Raw genomic sequence first — 15,827 nt, 5'->3', positions numbered from 1 at the left:
CCTGACCGCCTTCAGCCCAGCCGACGCGGACCGGTGTCGAATCGGCTCGGTTCCGGGCCGATCCGGCCGCGCGCGTACAGGATCTCGGCCGAGTTCGGTGACGCCAGTACCGGATCGAAGGACAGTTCTCGCATCTCCGGTAGATCGTCGAAGAGGGCCGAAATGCGCTGGGCGAGTTCGGCGAGGGCGGCTTTGTCGACGCGCGGGCTGGCAGGAGTACCCGACAGCAGCGGGGCGGCGCGCGGCGCGTCGATCAAAGCGGCGGCCTCGTCGGCGGTCAGCGGCAGCGCCCGGTAGGCGCGGTCGCCGAGGAGTTCGATGATCAGGCCGGACAGGCCGAACTCGATCACCGACCCGAAAGACGGGTCATCCTGCACACGCAGGATGCAGCCGACACCCTTGGTGGCCATCTTCTGGATGTGCAGCAGCGGATCCCCGCACAGCTCGGCCAGATCGGTGTACGCCTGCCGCACCGCCTCCGGCCGCCACAGGTCGAGCCGGACTCCGGTGAGATCCGGCCTGCGCCGCCACAGTTCGCCGGTCGCCTTGGCCGCCACCGGGTAGCCGAGTTCCTCCGCGGCGGCGACCGCCTCGTCGGCAGTGCGCACCTCGCGAAACTCCACCACCGAAATGCCGTAGCAGGCAAGCAGTTCCACGGTCTCCAGATCGGTGAGCCAGCGACCGCCCGACCCGGCCATCCAGTCCGCCACCAACTGGCGGGCGCGGTCGCTGTCGATGCCCCGTGGCCGCACCACAGCGGAAACCGGCCTGGTGCGCCATTCGGCGTAACGCCGGACCCGGGCCAGCGCCCGTGCGGCGCGCTCGGGGTCCGGATACGACGGAATCGACCCGTGCACCGCGGTTGCGCCCGCGCCGCGGACGGCGAGCAGGTTCGGAATCCCTTGCTCGGCGACGAACGTGGTGAGAATCGGCTTCTCGGCCTCGGGCACCGCGGCCGCCGCCGCGCGGATGGCGTCCGCGAACCCGGTGGTCGGCAGGGGCACCGGCGGCGCGAAAACGACTATCACGGCATCGATCTCGTCCGATCGCAGGACCGCGACCAGCGCGTCCAGATACGCACCCGGCGTCGCCTGCGGGCCCAGATTCACCGGATCGCCGACCTGGAGACCTTCGCCTTTGGCCGCGTCGACGGCCAGCCAGTTCAGTGCCGTGCTGTTGCCGACCACCGCCAGCCGCTCGCCGCGCGGCAGCGGTTGATAGCCGAGCAGGGCGGCACAGTCGAAGAGCTCGGAGATCGAGTCGACCTGGACGATGCCCGCCTGCGCGAACAGATCCCGCACGATCGAGCGGTCCATGTCACCGGCCTGCTGAGCGACCGAGCGGCCACTGCTCACCGCCACGATCGGTTTCGTCCTGGCCACCCGGCGCGCGATCCGGGAGAACTTGCGCGGATTACCGAAGCTCTCCAGGTACAGCAGCACCACGTCGGTGTCCGGGTCGCTGTCCCAGTACTGCAGCAGGTCGTTGCCGGAGACGTCGGCGCGGTTACCCGCCGAGACGAACGTCGAGAGACCGAGATTGCGCGCCGCGGCCTCGCCGAGGATGGCCGCGCCCAACGGCCCGGATTGACAGAAGAATCCGATCCGCCCACGGCCGGGCAGGACCGGGGCCAGTGTCGCGTTCATGGCCACACTCGGGTCGGTGTTCGCGATGCCGAGCGCGCTCGGTCCGACCACGCGCATGCCGTGGCCGCGGGCGGCGGCGACCAACTCGCGTTCGGCCGCCACGCCGTCCTGGCCGGTTTCGCCGAATCCGGCGGTCAGCACCACGAGTCCCTTGACGCCCTTGGCCATACAGTCGTCCAGCACCGACCCGATCGCGGCGGGCGGCACCGCGACCACGGCGAGATCCACCTCGTCGGGGATCTCCCTGACCGTCGCGTACGCGCGTACGCCACGCACCCACTTCCGGTTGGGGTTCACCGGGAACACCGGTCCCTGGAACACACCGGACAGCAGGTTCGCCAGCACCACGCCGCCGACCCGCCCCGCCGCCGGGGTGGCGCCGATGACCGCGACCGATCGCGGGGCGAGCAGATTGCCCACGCTGCGCGCCTCGGAGGCACGTTCGCGCGAATCGCGGACCGACAGGAGCGCTTCGGTGGGGTCGATGGCGAACTCCAGATGCAGCACCGACCCGTCCCTGCTGCGCTCGATCTGATAGCCCGCGTCCCGGAAGACCGTCACCATCACGGTGTTCTCCGCCAGCACCTCGGCGACGAAGGTTTCGATCTTGTTCTCGGCGGCGGCGCCGGCCAGGTGCTCCAGCAGAATCGAGCCGAGCCCGCGCCCCTGATGCCCGTCCGCCACCACGAACGCGACCTCCGCCGCCCGCGGGCCGACCCGGTCCAGCAATTCGTAGCGGCCCACCGCCACGATCGCCTCGCCCAGTTCCAGCACCAGCCCGACCCGGTCGTGGTAGTCGACATGCGTGGTCCGGTACAGGTCCTTCGGCGAGATCCGCGGGTACGGACCGAAATACCGCAGATACCTGGTGCGATCGGACAGCGCGCTGTGGAACTCCTGCAGGCGATCGGCGTCGTCGGGGGTGATCGGACGCAGCCGCACGACGCCGCCGTCGGAGGCCAGGACGTCGGCGAACCAGTGCTGCGGCGGCGGGGGCGGTACGGCGGCGACGCCGGTGTCGGGGAAGTCAGTCACGAGGGTCCTCCGGGTCGAGGCCCAGCAACCCGAAAGTCGCTCGGCGGGTGGCCAGCACGGCCATGTCGACGGCGCGTTGGGCGCGGTCGAGCCGCACGTCCCCAGTCTCCCCGGTTCCGCCGGGACCATCCCACGGACGGTAAGCAACGTCACCGCCATCGCCCATGCTGCGCGGCGGATCGGACTGCGGCGCGGCGGCGCGGATTCCGTCGATCCAGTTCTGCGGTATCGGCGTCGCGGGGTCGATAGTGCGATCCAACGCGGTGGCCAGCAGATGCGTCCAGGCTCGCGGCACCACCCGGACCAGGCCGTATCCGCCACCGCCGACGGCGAGCCAGCGTCCTTCGGCGTATTGGTCGGCGAGGTCGCGCATGGCGCGGAACGCAGCGCGCTGGCCGTCGACGGTGAGTTCCAAGTCGGCCAGGGGATCTTCCCGGTGCGTGTCCACCCCGCACTGGCTGACCACGATCTGCGGACGGAACGCCGCCACGGCGCCGGGGACCACCGCATGGAACCCACGCAGCCACTGCGCATCCCGAGTGCCGGGCAGCAGCGCCAGGTTGATCGACGTGCCCTCGGCCGCACCCGCGCCGGTCTCCTCCGGCCAACCGGTGTTCGGCCACAGGGTTGCCGGGTGCTGGTGCAGCGAAATGGTCAGCACCCGAGGATCGCCGTAGAAAGCCCGTTGCACACCGTCGCCGTGGTGCACGTCCACGTCTATGTAGGCGATGCGGTCGAAGCCGTGGTCCAACAGCCAGGAGATGGCCACCGCTGGGTCGTTGTAGACGCAGAACCCGGCGGCCGAATCGGCCATCGCGTGATGCATGCCACCGCCGATGCTCACCGCGCGCTTGGTGCGCCCCTCCGCGATCGCCCTGGCCGCGGCCAAGGTGCCGCCGACGATCGTGGACGCCGCCTGGTGCATGCGCGGAAACACCGGATTATCCGGCGAACCCAAGCCATAGGGCGGTGCGACGGGCGAACCGATCGGCGGCACGGCGTGTTCGACGGCGTCGAGGTAGTCGGGCGTGTGAATGCGCAGCAGGTCCTGGCGTTCCGCGCCTGCGGGTTCGAGCAGTTCAACACCCTCGAGCAATCCGAGACTTTCCGCCAGCGCCATGGTGAACTTCAGTCGCACCGGTTTCATCGGATGCTCCGGGGTCCAGGCGTAATCCAGAAACCGATCGGTCCAGACGACGGTTCCCGGCCGGGTCGTCCCGGATGACGCAGACGCCGGAAGTCCGCCGGGGGGTGCAATGGCCATATTCGCAACGCTAGCGGGAAGCAAGGGACCCCGCGAAACGTTCCTATGCAGTACAAATACAAGCAAGTGCGGTCGCGGCTGCCCGCCGTGCGCCGACCGGGTTGCCGCGGCGCCACCGGAGATGCCGGGCGCAGCGCGGAGCGACACGATCCGGCACACGGCGGTGTCGGCGTGCGTGGGTAGAATTCGTGCCGACGAAGGGGTAACAGGTGAAGGATCTGGTCGACACCACGGAGATGTATCTCCGTACCATCTACGACCTCGAGGAGGAGGGCGTAGTGCCCCTGCGCGCCCGGATCGCCGAGCGCCTCGAGCAGAGCGGCCCGACGGTGAGCCAGACCGTGGCGCGGATGGAGCGTGATGGTCTGCTGCTGGTCGCCGGAGACCGTCATCTGGAACTGACCGAGAAGGGTCGCAGCATGGCGGTGGCGGTGATGCGCAAGCACCGGCTGGCTGAGCGGCTGCTCGTGGACATCATCGGGCTCGACTGGCAGAACGTGCACGCGGAGGCCTGTCGCTGGGAGCACGTGATGAGCGAGGACGTCGAACGGCGCCTGGTCGAGGTCCTCAACCACCCCACCACCTCCCCGTACGGCAACCCCATCCCGGGTTTGGACGAGCTGGGCATCGTACCGCCCGCCACCACCGACGAGAAACTGGTGCGGCTGTCGGATCTGCCGCACGGGCAGGTGCACGCCGTCGTCGTGCGCAGGCTCGCGGAGCACATCCAGACCGATCCGGAGGTCATCGGCCGCCTGCGCGAAGCGGGCGTCGTGCCGGACGCGCGCGTCACGGTCGAGAACAAGCCGGGCTCGGTCGTCATCACCGTGCCGGGGCACGACGGTTTCGAGCTGTCGGACGAGATGGCGCACGCTGTCCAGGTGAAGCTGGTCTGACGCGTGAAACTTCTGGTCACGGGTGGCGCGGGCTACGTCGGTGGCGTCTGCGCGCAGGTTCTGCTGGAAGCCGGCCACGAGGTCGTCGTGGTCGACGACCTGTCCACCGGTAACGCCGACGGCGTCCCCTCCGGCGCCCGGTTCGTCGAGGGCGACGTGGCGGTGGCCGCGCCCGCGCTGCTGGCCGCCGAAACATTCGATGGTGTCCTGCATTTCGCGGCGCAGTCGCTGGTCGGCGAGTCGGTGCAGCAGCCGGAGAAATACTGGCACGGCAACGTGGTGAAGACGTTCGAGCTGCTGGAGGCGATGCGGCGTGCGGGAACGCCGCGGCTGGTCTTCTCCTCGACCGCGGCCGTCTACGGGGAACCGGAGCAGGTGCCGATCACGGAGGACGCCCCTACCCGCCCGACCAATCCCTACGGCGCCTCGAAGCTGGCAATCGACCATGCCATCACCTCCTATGCGATCGCGCACGGGCTTGCGGCGACCAGCCTCCGGTATTTCAACGTCGCGGGCGCCTACGGTGGTCTGGGCGAGAACCGAGTGGTCGAAACGCATCTCATCCCGCTGGTGCTGCAAGTCGCGGCCGGACATCGCAAGGCGATCTCGGTCTTCGGCACCGACTGGCCGACCCCGGACGGCACCGCGGTCCGCGACTACATCCACATCCGCGACCTCGCCCAAGCCCATCTGCTGGCCTTGGCGACCGCGGAGGCGGGCACCCATCGGATCTACAACCTCGGCAGCGGTACCGGATTCTCCGTCCGCGAAGTGATCTCGGCATGCGAACGCGTCACCGGTCTGCCGATCACCGCACAGGACGCGCCGCGCCGCCCCGGCGACCCGGCGACGCTGATCGCCTCCAGTGCGCGCGCCATCGCCGAACTCGGCTGGCGACCCGAACACAACGACCTCGACGAGATCGTGACCGACGCCTGGGCTTTCTTCCAGTCGCTCGGTTCCCGCGCGCACAGCGCACGGTAGTCGGCGCCGCGCTGCCCGAGTCGGCCATGCCCCGGCTCGGGCGGGCACGAGGTCGACGCCGCACAACGGGTTCACGGCGCCGGCGTGCCGAGGTCGACGCCCAGTCCCGCAGCAGTCTGGTAGCCGCTTCTGGCCAGCCGCCGCAACTGTTCCGGACGCATGCCCAGACGCAGTGAGGTATCGAGCAGCACCGCCATCGGATGTCCCGGATCCGCCTCCAGCGCAGCTTCCAGAGCGATGCCCGCGAGCGGGCCGTCGCCGCGAACGTAGGCGCTGTAGCCGAGCAGTGCCGCGGCCTCCGCGCGATCGGGACCGGACAGTGCGCGGGTCAGCGCGCCCCACAGTGCCTCGGCCGCGGCGGCATGGTCGCCGACGGCCAAGGCGAACATCGTGTCCCGTACCGCCCGATCCCGTAGGGCGGCGGCCAGTTTCGCGAGTTCGGGCGCCATCAGCGCCGTGCCGGACGCGACGTTGGCGATCTGCCACAGCACGTAGTCGAGAGCCTGCCTGCTGTATTCGTCCGGGTCACCGCGGCGCGCGGCCCGCGCAAACCGCTCCCGGGCGAGGGTGAGCGCGTTGTCCAAGTGCGCCGCCACTTCCGTGCACGACAGCGGATCCACCGCGACCAGGTCGGTGAGTTCGGAACGGGAGCCGCGGATCGGCCTGCCGTCCAGCACGTGGGTGAGCGCGACCATCGAGGCGGCCGGATCCCGGAGCACACCACGCCGGTCCGGCCCGGTCAATGTCCACCAGCGCTGCCCGGCGGCGATCTCGCGAGTCGCCCACACCCCGCCGAGCGCGATGTCGGCGAACGCCAGGCGTCTGCCCAGCGCGCCGACCAGCACGTCGAATCGTCCTGCGGCGCAGCGATTCCGGTCGGCGTGCGATTCCGGTTCGGTGGCGCGATCGTCGACCAGGACCGCCAGTACTTCGGCCGCCTCGGATCCGCAGATCCGCGTGACGGCGGCGGCCAGCGGCCCGGAGCGCACCCGCCGTCCACCAGGCGAGTCCAGGTCGAACCGCACCACCGCGTCGACCACCGCGGCGTCCCCGGCTCCACGCCGCAGGACGAGCACCACCACCGATCGCTCGGGAGTGAACCCCAGCATCGCGGGTACGGCCGCGATCAGCTCACCCGGATCATCCACGGACACGGCGGGTTGCGGCATATCCCGGCCGAAGGGCGGAGACTCGTCGCAGCACCGGGCCCGCTTCGAAACCGACTCTGGTGCAAGGGCTCTGACGTCGTCGGGTTGCCGGGCACCGGGGGAGTCGGCGCAGGGCGATGCGCGTCGGCTACGCAGGCCAGGGCGTAGCGCGCTGCTCCGGCCCGTGCGCTCGGCGTCGACGGGTTCAGGAGCTGGATGGGGTGTTGCGGAAGTGGTCATGCGCCGAGTCTGCGGGTTCCCGCGCTGGAGTCTTCGATGCCGACCTCACGTTTCGGCTGGTCTGGGGAATTCACTCAACACTGTGCATGAATCACCCGTGCGGCCGTCGCGACCGCGATCGATGTCGGTGCCGGCTGCTACCGTGCCGCCGGGACCGGCCCTGCATCGGCCGGGGTCTACCCCTCTCGCACCTTTCGCACGGCCGTCGAGAACAGTGCGTCCAGCGCCGCCGTATCCGGCTCTTCGTCGTCGAAAGACATATATGTCACAGAGATTCGTACATCATCGATCTGGGCCACGAGCGTACGCATGGACTGGGTCAGCCCGGCGCCGCCCGCCTCGGGACGCACGGTTCTGCGCAACGCGACGGCGTCGTCGGCGACGGCGGGTGGTGGCGCGTCCAGCTCGGTCAGCACGGTGGTCGTCGCGCCCGCGCGGGTGACCCGCACCGACCGGCACTGCGTCAACCGGGCGCGCAACGACGCCAAGGCCTCGTCGGTACGCGCCAATTCGACGGTCAGCGTGGCGCGTGTCGCCTCGTCGGTGCCCACCGCCATCGCCGTCCGATCAGGTCCGAAGTCCTGGCGGGGCGGCACACACCGGCTGGGCTTCACGCCGGCACCGCGTCCCATGCCGTCCAGATCGCCCGCCGCCTGGGCCACGGCCTCCTGCGGCAGCACCACCGCCGGATACCGGGCGGGAAACTGCGCCGGATCCGGCAGCAGCGTCGGCAGTTCCGCGCTCACCTGCCGGGTCACCGTGGCCGGCGCCGACGAGAGCGGGTGGCCCGGCACAGTCGCCCCGCACCCGGCCAGCAGCACGGCGCACACGACCGGCACCGTCCAGCTCGGCCGCCTGCGCGTCGAATCCAGCACCGTCACACGCTCACTGTGCCAAACTCCCGGAATCCAGCCGGAGATGCCACGCCGCCGGCCCGGGAATGCGCGAGAGACCGATGCTGTTGCCTCGGAGTATGCGTCGGTGTCCGGCCGTGCGCGATGACCGTCATCGCCATGAGGGACAATGGACGGTGGTCCCCGTCTCGGACGACTGCTCGTCACACGACTACCACCACCGGTGGCGAACGATCGGGCAGGCAACCACACTGGCGCGTGAGGTACGCGTCCGGGCCGCAGGAACCGCGCAGGAAGGAGTACGCGATGGATTACGAGTCGCGAATGTACGAACTGGAGTTCCCCGCTCCGCAGCTGTCGTCCGCCGACGGCTCCGGCCCGGTCCTGGTGCACGGACTGGAAGGCTTCACCGACGCCGGACACGCGGTACGGCTGGCCACCACGCACCTGCGCGAGAGCCTCGAAAGCGAACTGGTCGCCTCGTTCGACGTGGACGAGCTGCTGGACTACCGCTCGCGACGCCCGCTCATGACCTTCAAGACCGATCATTTCTCCGAGTACGCCGAACCGGAGCTCAACCTCTGGGCGCTGCGCGACACCGCGGGCACCCCGTTCCTGTTGCTCGCGGGCCTGGAGCCGGACCTCCGCTGGGAGAAGTTCACCACCGCCGTGCGCCTGCTCGCCGAACAACTCGGCGTGCGCCGCAGCATCGGGCTCAGCGCGATTCCGATGGCCATTCCGCACACCCGCCCGCTCGGGGTGACCGCGCATTCCTCCGATCGCGACCTGATCTCCGAGAATCAGCGGTGGCCGGGCGAGCTGCAGGTGCCGGGCAGCGCGTCGTCGCTGCTGGAATTCCGCATGGCCCAGCACGGTCACGAGTCGGTCGGCTTCTCGGTGCACGTGCCGCACTACCTGGCGCAGACCGCCTACCCAGAGGCCGCGCAGACTCTGCTGGAGAACGTCGCCGACAACGCGGGCCTGGAATTTCCGCTGGCCGCGCTCGGTGAGGCCGCCGCGCGGGTGCGCGAACAGGTCAACGAGCACATCGCGGGCAATACCGAGGTGGAAACCGTGGTGCACGCCTTGGAGCGGCAGTACGACAGCTTCGTCACCGCGCAGGAGCGGCAGTCGAGCCTGCTGGCCGGTGACGGCGAGCTGCCCAGCGGAGACGAGCTGGGCGCGGAGTTCGAACGATTCCTCGCCGAGCAGGGCGGCTACAACGGCGACGACAAAGGCGAGCAGGACTGACTCCCGGCGCGGTCGCCGGACCGATCGCCCCTGCACTCGCCACCGATAGCGAGGCCGTAGGGTGGTCGGAGTGGATTTGACCGAACTGCTCGACATCCCGGGGACCGACGCCGACGCGCTCTACGAGTCGTTCGGGATGTGGGCCGCCGAGCAGGGCACTCCGCTGTACCCGGCGCAGGACGAAGCGCTGCTGGAGCTGGCCTCCGGATCCAACGTCATCCTCGCCACGCCAACCGGCTCCGGAAAATCGCTGGTCGCGGTCGGCGCACACCTGTTCGCCCTCACCCAGGGCCTGCGCACCTACTACACCGCCCCGATCAAGGCGCTGGTGAGCGAGAAATTCTTCGCCCTCTGCGAGGTGTTCGGCGCCGAGCGCGTCGGCATGGTCACCGGCGACGCCGCGGTGAACCCGGACGCACCGATCATCTGCGCCACCGCGGAAATCCTGGCCAATCTCGCGCTGCGCGAAGGTGCGGACGCCGGCGTCGGCCAGGTCGTGATGGACGAATTCCATTTCTACGCCGATCCCGACCGAGGCTGGGCCTGGCAGGTCCCGCTGCTGGAACTGCCCCGCGCCCAGTTCCTGCTCATGTCGGCGACGCTGGGCGACGTCGACTTCTTCGCCCGCGACCTGAAGCGCCGGACCGGCCGCTCCACCGCGGTCGTCGCGGGCAGCGAACGCCCGGTACCGCTGAGCTTCTCCTACGCGCGCACCCCCATCACCGAGACCCTGGAAGAACTGGTCACCACCCACCAGGCGCCGGTGTACGTGGTGCACTTCACCCAGGCCGCCGCGCTGGAGCGTGCCCAGGCGCTGACCAGCGTCAACTTCGCCACCCGCGCGGAGAAGGACGCGATCGCCGAGGCGCTGGGCGAGTTCCGGTTCGCGGCCGGCTTCGGCAAGACCCTGTCCCGCCTGATCCGGCACGGCATCGGCGTCCATCACGCGGGCATGCTGCCGAAATACCGCCGCTTGGTGGAGCGGCTCGCCCAGGACGGCCTGCTGAAGGTGGTATGCGGCACCGACACCCTCGGCGTCGGCATCAATGTGCCCATCCGCACGGTGCTGCTCACGGGGCTGACCAAATTCGACGGCGTGCGCACCCGGCGGTTGAAAGCGCGGGAGTTCCACCAGATCGCCGGCCGCGCGGGCCGGGCGGGTTACGACACCATGGGCACGGTCGTGGTGCAGGCGCCCGAGCACGAGGTGGAGAACACCCGGCTGCTGGCCAAGGCAGGCGACGACCCGAAGAAGCAGCGCAAGGTGCAGCGGCGCAAGCCGCCGGAAGGCTTCGTCTCGTGGAGCGAGGACACATTCGACCGCTTGGTCGCGGCGCAGCCGGAGCCGATGGTGTCGCGCTTCACCGTCACCAACGCGATGCTCTTGAACGTGATCGCCCGGCCGGGCAACTGTTTCGACGCCATGCGCCACCTGCTCGAGGACAATCACGAACCGCGACCCGCCCAGCGCAGGCACATCCTGCGCGCGATCCGGCTCTACCGCGCGCTGCGCGACGCCGGGGTGGTGCAGCAGCTGCCGGAGCCGGACGCGCAGGGCCGCCGCGCCCGCCTGACCGTCGACCTGCAACGCGACTTCGCCCTCGACCAGCCGCTGTCGCCGTTCGCGCTGGCCGCGCTGGATCTGCTGGACAAAGATTCGCCGAGCTATACCCTCGACGTAGTGTCGCTCATCGAATCCACCTTGGAGGATCCGCGCCAGCTGCTCATGGCCCAGCAGCACAAGGCGCGCGGCGAGGCGATCGCCGAGATGAAGGCCGACGGCATCGACTACGACGAGCGGATGGAGCTGCTCGAAGAGGTGACCTGGCCCAAGCCGCTGGCCGAGCTGATCGAACCGGCCTACGAGACCTACCGGTCCGGGCATCCGTGGGTGTCGGAGTTCGCACCCGCGCCGAAATCTGTGGTGCGCGACATGATCGAGCGCGCCATGACCTTCGCCGAGCTGATCTCCTTCTACGAGCTGGCCCGCTCCGAGGGCGTGGTGCTGCGCTACCTCGCCGACGCCTACCGGGCACTGCGGCGCACGGTGCCGGAGTCCGCGCGCACCGAGGAACTCGACGACATCACCGAGTGGCTTGGTGAGCTTGTCCGCCAAGTGGATTCGAGCCTGCTGGACGAATGGGAGCAGCTGACCAATCCCGGCGCGGAAACCGACGCCGACCAGGTCGCCTTCGGCGCGGAGACGGTGCGTCCGATCTCCGCGAATGAGCGCGCCTTCCGGGTCATGGTCCGCAACGCGATGTTCCGCCGCGTCGAACTGTCCGCGCTGCGGCGGTGGGACGACCTGGCCGAACTGAGCCCCGGCCTGGACTGGGCGCAGGCGCTCGCCGACTACTTCGCCGAGTACGAGCGGATCGGCACCGGCCCCGATGCCAGGGGACCGCAGCTGTTCCAGGTGGAACGAAGACCGGGCTTCTGGCGGGTGCGGCAGGTGCTCGACGACCCGGCGGGCGACCATGGCTGGTCGATCGACGCGGTGGTCGATCTCGCCGAGTCCGACGCCGCGGGCGAAGTCGTCTTCGACGACGTCACGGTATCCGCCGGCTGAGCCAGCACCGCACGTCGGCTCCGCGTCCACGCAGGTCAGTCCACCCATCCTGGGAGCAGGACGGGGTTCGGCGACCGTGCGGCGAATCCAAGGTTTGACGGATTCGTTTCTGGGTAGGGGCCGCTGATACTCTCTCCCCCGCTGCCCAAGCGAAAGATCAACTATGCCCGAATCGCCGTACCTTGTCATCCATCCCGAGCGTGTCCGCGAGAACTACCGCGCGCTCGATGCCGCCCTGTCCGCGGACCGGGCCGCGACGAGGATCCGGTTCGCTGTCAAGGCGAGCCCGGTGCCGGAGATCGTGCGCCTGCTCGACGAGGAGGGCGCGGAGTTCGACGTCGCCAGCATCGGCGAGATCGACCTGTGCCTCGGGCTCGGGGTGGCGCCGGAACGCTTGTGCTACGGCAACCCGATCAAGAAGGCCGCCCACATCGCCCGGGCCTATGCCCTGGGGGTGCGCCGCTTCGCCTTCGACACCGAAGACGACCTGCTGCGCATCGTCGAGCACGCGCCCGGCTCCGAGGTGGAGTGCCGCTTCCTCGCCTCGGCGCCCGAGTCGCGTACGCCGTTCGGCACGAAGTTCGGCTGCGCCCCGGGCGAGGCGTTGCGGCTGCTGGTCCGGGCCAGGGACCTCGGACTGGTCGTCGCCGGGCCGTACTTCCACGTCGGCTCCCAGCAACTGGACCCCACCGCGTGGCGGATCGGCATCGAACAGGCGGGCCGGATCGTGGAAGCATTGGCGGACAAGGACATTCCGGTCGGCTGGGTGAACATCGGCGGTGGGCTGCCGATCTCCTACGCCGACTCCGCGCCCGCACTGGGTGAGATCGCCGCGGTGGTGAACCACGCCGCAGCCGAATTCCTTTCCGGGACAACCGGATTGGTCGTCGAACCAGGCCGGGCGCTGGTCGGTTCGGCGGGCATGATTCACGCCGAGGTCGTCGGCGTCCGCACCGCGCCGGACGGACGACGCTGGGTGTATCTCGACATCGGCCGCTACAACGGCATGGCCGAGACCGAGAACGAGTACATCGCCTACCGGTTCTGCACCGACCGGGACGGCGACCCCGTCGACGAGGCGGTGGTAGCCGGTCCGACCTGCGACGGCGACGATGTACTGTATCAACGCACGCGAGTCCTCCTACCGACCACGTTGCGAGCCGGTGATCGCATTCGAATCCCCGACACCGGCGCCTATACCGCGAGCTATTCGTCGGTGTCCTTCAATGGTTTTCCGCCCTTGACCGTTCATGTCTCGGGCGCTGAGCGAGAGTGAGTTTGCCCATGACGGCGGAATTCACCGGCTGGCACGTGCTGGCCGAGTTCGGTGGTGTCGACGCAGCCCTCTGCGACGATCTCGAACGACTCGAATCGGCGTTGCGTGAGTCTCTGATCGCGGCGGGCGTCACCATCTGCGATGTCGTACACAAGAAGTTCGAACCGCAGGGGGTGACCGTCCTCGCGCTGTTGTCGGAGTCCCACGCCTCGATTCACACTTATCCGGAGTCCGGCGACATCTTCGTCGACGTCTTCACCTGCGGCAGCATCGGCGCGGGAGCGTCCAAAGCGGTCGAGCTGCTCCGGGATGCGTTGTCCCCGAAGGATGTTCGCATGCAGGTAATCCGCAGGGGACACGGCAGCCAGCGGATCGAGGAACCGGTCGGCGCGGGACTGACCCGCATCTGGGACCTGCACGAAGTGATCGTCGACACACACACGCCGTTCCAGCACATGGTCATCGCGCGGACCGAGCAAGGCATCAGCCTGTTCTCCGACGACGACCGCCAGTCCACCGAGTTCTCGCAGCTGACCTACCACGAGGCGATGATGGTGCCGGCCTTCACGCTGGCCGAGAAGCTGGACAACGTGCTCATCATCGGCTCCGGCGAAGGTGTGGCCAGCCAGATGTCGGTCGCCGCAGGCGCCACCCACGTCGATCACGTCGACATCGACCAGCTCGAGGTCGAACTGTGCGCGCAGCACCTGCCCTACGGCTACACCAGTGCCGAGCTGGACGCCGCGGTCAAGGGCGAGGGGCCGATCACGGTGCACTACGCCGACGGCTGGGATTTCCTCGCCTCGGCGGCCCAAGCCGGCACCCGCTACGACGTCATCGTGATCGACCTGCCGGACGAGCGCGTCGAGGATGCGCAGCACAACCGGCTCTACGAGGCGGAGTTCCTGTCCCGATGTCGTGCGTTGCTCGCGCCCGGCGGCGTGCTGAGCGCGCAAGCCGGATGCGCGACCATGTGGCGCAACGAGACGCTGAAGCGGTCCTGGCAGCGTTTCCACGAGCAGTTCGGCACCGTCGTGCACTACGGCAGCGACGAGCACGAGTGGTCGTTCCTTTTCGGCCTGGTCGACAGGATCGACGACCCGGTCGAGGGCATGACCGATCGTCTGGCTCTGCTGCCGTACAAGGCCGAGACCATCGACGCGCGGGCGCTGGTGCGCGGCGCGATCGAACCGCACGCGCTGCGGGTGTAGGCAGATCGACTCCGAACGCGCCGGTCGGAATCCGGCGCGTTCGGCCTATCCGGGCGGTGTCAGACTCGGGCCGAGTCCACGGACGGCAGTTCCGGCTGCTCGGGTGGTGTGCTCCCCTTCGGCTCCTCGCCGCTGGGCCCGAACACCATGCCGTTCTTCCACGCGCTGCGCTCGAACATCCGCTGCAGCGGGGTGGCGACGAAGGTGGTGACCGTCGTCATGATCGCGAGCACGGTGTACAGCTCGGGCGTGATCAGCCCCGCCGACAACCCGACATTGAGCAACACCAGCTCCATCAGCCCGCGCGCGTTGGACAGCGCGCCCATGGCCCCCGCCTCCCGCCAGCCCATGCCCTGGGAGCGGGCGACCAGCCCGACCGCGCCGAACTTGCCCGCGAACGACACCACCAGCACCACCACGGTCATCACCAGCACCTTCGGCTCGAAGATGAGGCTCAGCTTCGTGTTCAGGCCGGTGTAGATGAAGAAGGCGGGGAGCAGCAGGTATCCGACCAGTGGCTCGAAGCGGTCCCGGATCCGGTCCAGCAGCTCGCCGCGGGGCATGACGAGACCGGCGACGAAAGCGCCGAGCACGGAATGGATTCCGACGAAGTCGGTGACACTGGCGGCCAGCAGCACCACCAGCAGGACCACGGTCAACTGACCGACCGGCAGTCCGCCCGCGCGTTCGCGGTCACCGCGCCGCGGCGTCCAGGTCTCCAGCCGCGCCAGCCACCGGCGGGCGACGAACACCATGAACAGCAGGTAGGCCAGCCCGCCGCCGACCGCGAGGTAGACACCGCCCGGGCTGTCCTTCGCCGTCGCGACGACCACGGCCAGCAGCACCCACGCGCACGCGTCGTCGACGGCCGCTACGGCCAGCGACATCGTGCCGAGCCTGGTGTTCATCAGTCCGGAGTCGTAGACGATCCAGGCCAGGATCGGGAAAGCGGTGACCGCGACGGCGGCCGCGAGGAAAAGCGCGCCTTGCCAGTCGGCCACCCCGTCGGTGAAGAATCCGCCCTGCACGGCCATCCACCAGCCGACCGCGCCGCCGAGCACCATCGGCACCGCGACGCCGGTCGCCGAGGTGGCCCCCGCTTGGCGCAGGTGCTTGCCGAAGATGTCGAGCTGGAACGAGCTGCCGACCAGGAACATATACAGCACCAATCCGATCTGGCCGACCACGTAGATGGCGGTCAGATTCGGGTGGACGATGCTCGTGCCTCCGATCGCGAGCTTCGTCGGGAACAGCCACTCTTGCGCCTGCGGCCACGCCCAGCCGAGCACCGATGGCCCGAGCAGGAAGCCCGCAATCATGATGGCGACCACTTGCACTTGCCCCAGGCGCCGGAAGAGGGGCCAGAGCAGTCGGTAGGTCACCAGGATGACCACGATTTGCAGAAAGAAGTGGGTCGAGATTTCCAGCAGCGATGGCATCGCAGCTCCCCTCC

At 69.2% G+C, this 15,827-nt stretch carries 11 protein-coding genes; 6 read left to right on the top strand and 5 right to left on the bottom strand.

Going from position 1 to position 15,827, the window contains the following annotated elements:
* Positions 1-11: 11 nt before the first annotated feature.
* Positions 12-2,681 (bottom strand): bifunctional acetate--CoA ligase family protein/GNAT family N-acetyltransferase, encoded by a 2,670-nt coding sequence (locus tag IU459_RS04390; protein WP_195128112.1) that lies wholly within the window; start codon positions 2,679-2,681, stop codon positions 12-14.
* Complete coding sequence (locus IU459_RS04385; RefSeq protein ID WP_228837295.1) at positions 2,674-3,945, bottom strand: acetoin utilization protein AcuC; 1,272 nt, start codon at positions 3,943-3,945, stop codon at positions 2,674-2,676. The genes IU459_RS04390 and IU459_RS04385 overlap by 8 nt, the downstream gene beginning before the upstream one ends.
* Before the next feature lie 209 nt (positions 3,946-4,154).
* Between IU459_RS04385 and IU459_RS04380 the strand changes: the two genes are divergently transcribed.
* Both IU459_RS04380 and galE read left to right on the top strand, forming a co-directional pair.
* On the top strand, positions 4,155-4,841 hold the full coding sequence (locus IU459_RS04380) for a metal-dependent transcriptional regulator (protein WP_195128111.1): 687 nt from the start codon (positions 4,155-4,157) through the stop codon (positions 4,839-4,841).
* A gap of 3 nt (positions 4,842-4,844) precedes the next feature.
* On the top strand, positions 4,845-5,825 hold the full coding sequence (gene galE / locus IU459_RS04375) for a UDP-glucose 4-epimerase GalE (protein ID WP_195128110.1): 981 nt from the start codon (positions 4,845-4,847) through the stop codon (positions 5,823-5,825).
* Between the two features lie 71 nt (positions 5,826-5,896).
* On the opposite strand, the gene IU459_RS04370 is transcribed toward galE, so the two are convergent.
* Both IU459_RS04370 and IU459_RS04365 read right to left on the bottom strand, forming a co-directional pair.
* A complete protein-coding gene (locus IU459_RS04370; protein WP_324198734.1) occupies positions 5,897-6,979 on the bottom strand; it encodes a DUF4192 domain-containing protein in 1,083 nt (360 codons plus the stop codon).
* 410 nt (positions 6,980-7,389) lie between these two features.
* On the bottom strand, positions 7,390-8,094 hold the full coding sequence (locus IU459_RS04365) for a sensor domain-containing protein (protein WP_195128108.1): 705 nt from the start codon (positions 8,092-8,094) through the stop codon (positions 7,390-7,392).
* A 279-nt stretch (positions 8,095-8,373) separates the two neighbouring features.
* Between IU459_RS04365 and IU459_RS04360 the strand changes: the two genes are divergently transcribed.
* From IU459_RS04360 to speD, 4 genes are all read left to right on the top strand, one after another.
* The gene (locus IU459_RS04360; protein ID WP_195128107.1) at positions 8,374-9,318 is read left to right on the top strand and encodes a PAC2 family protein; all 945 of its coding nucleotides are present in this window, start codon (positions 8,374-8,376) and stop codon (positions 9,316-9,318) included.
* Positions 9,319-9,388: 70 nt separating this feature from the next.
* Positions 9,389-11,887: a DEAD/DEAH box helicase gene (locus IU459_RS04355; protein WP_195128106.1), complete on the top strand. Its 2,499-nt coding sequence runs from the start codon at positions 9,389-9,391 to the stop codon at positions 11,885-11,887.
* 163 nt (positions 11,888-12,050) lie between these two features.
* A complete protein-coding gene (locus IU459_RS04350; RefSeq protein WP_195128105.1) occupies positions 12,051-13,163 on the top strand; it encodes a type III PLP-dependent enzyme in 1,113 nt (370 codons plus the stop codon).
* Positions 13,164-13,171: 8 nt separating this feature from the next.
* Positions 13,172-14,374, top strand: coding sequence for an adenosylmethionine decarboxylase (gene speD / locus IU459_RS04345; RefSeq protein WP_195128104.1), 1,203 nt, complete (start codon positions 13,172-13,174; stop codon positions 14,372-14,374).
* 59 nt (positions 14,375-14,433) lie between these two features.
* On the opposite strand, the gene IU459_RS04340 is transcribed toward speD, so the two are convergent.
* Positions 14,434-15,813, bottom strand: a complete 1,380-nt coding sequence (locus IU459_RS04340) for a cation:proton antiporter (RefSeq protein WP_195128103.1) — start codon at positions 15,811-15,813, stop codon at positions 14,434-14,436.
* Between the last annotated feature and the right edge of the window lie 14 nt (positions 15,814-15,827).

It is taken from the genome of Nocardia amamiensis (assembly GCF_015477605.1).
Lineage (GTDB): Bacteria > Actinomycetota > Actinomycetes > Mycobacteriales > Mycobacteriaceae > Nocardia > Nocardia amamiensis_A.
This window is presented reverse-complemented; position numbering and strand designations above follow the sequence as displayed.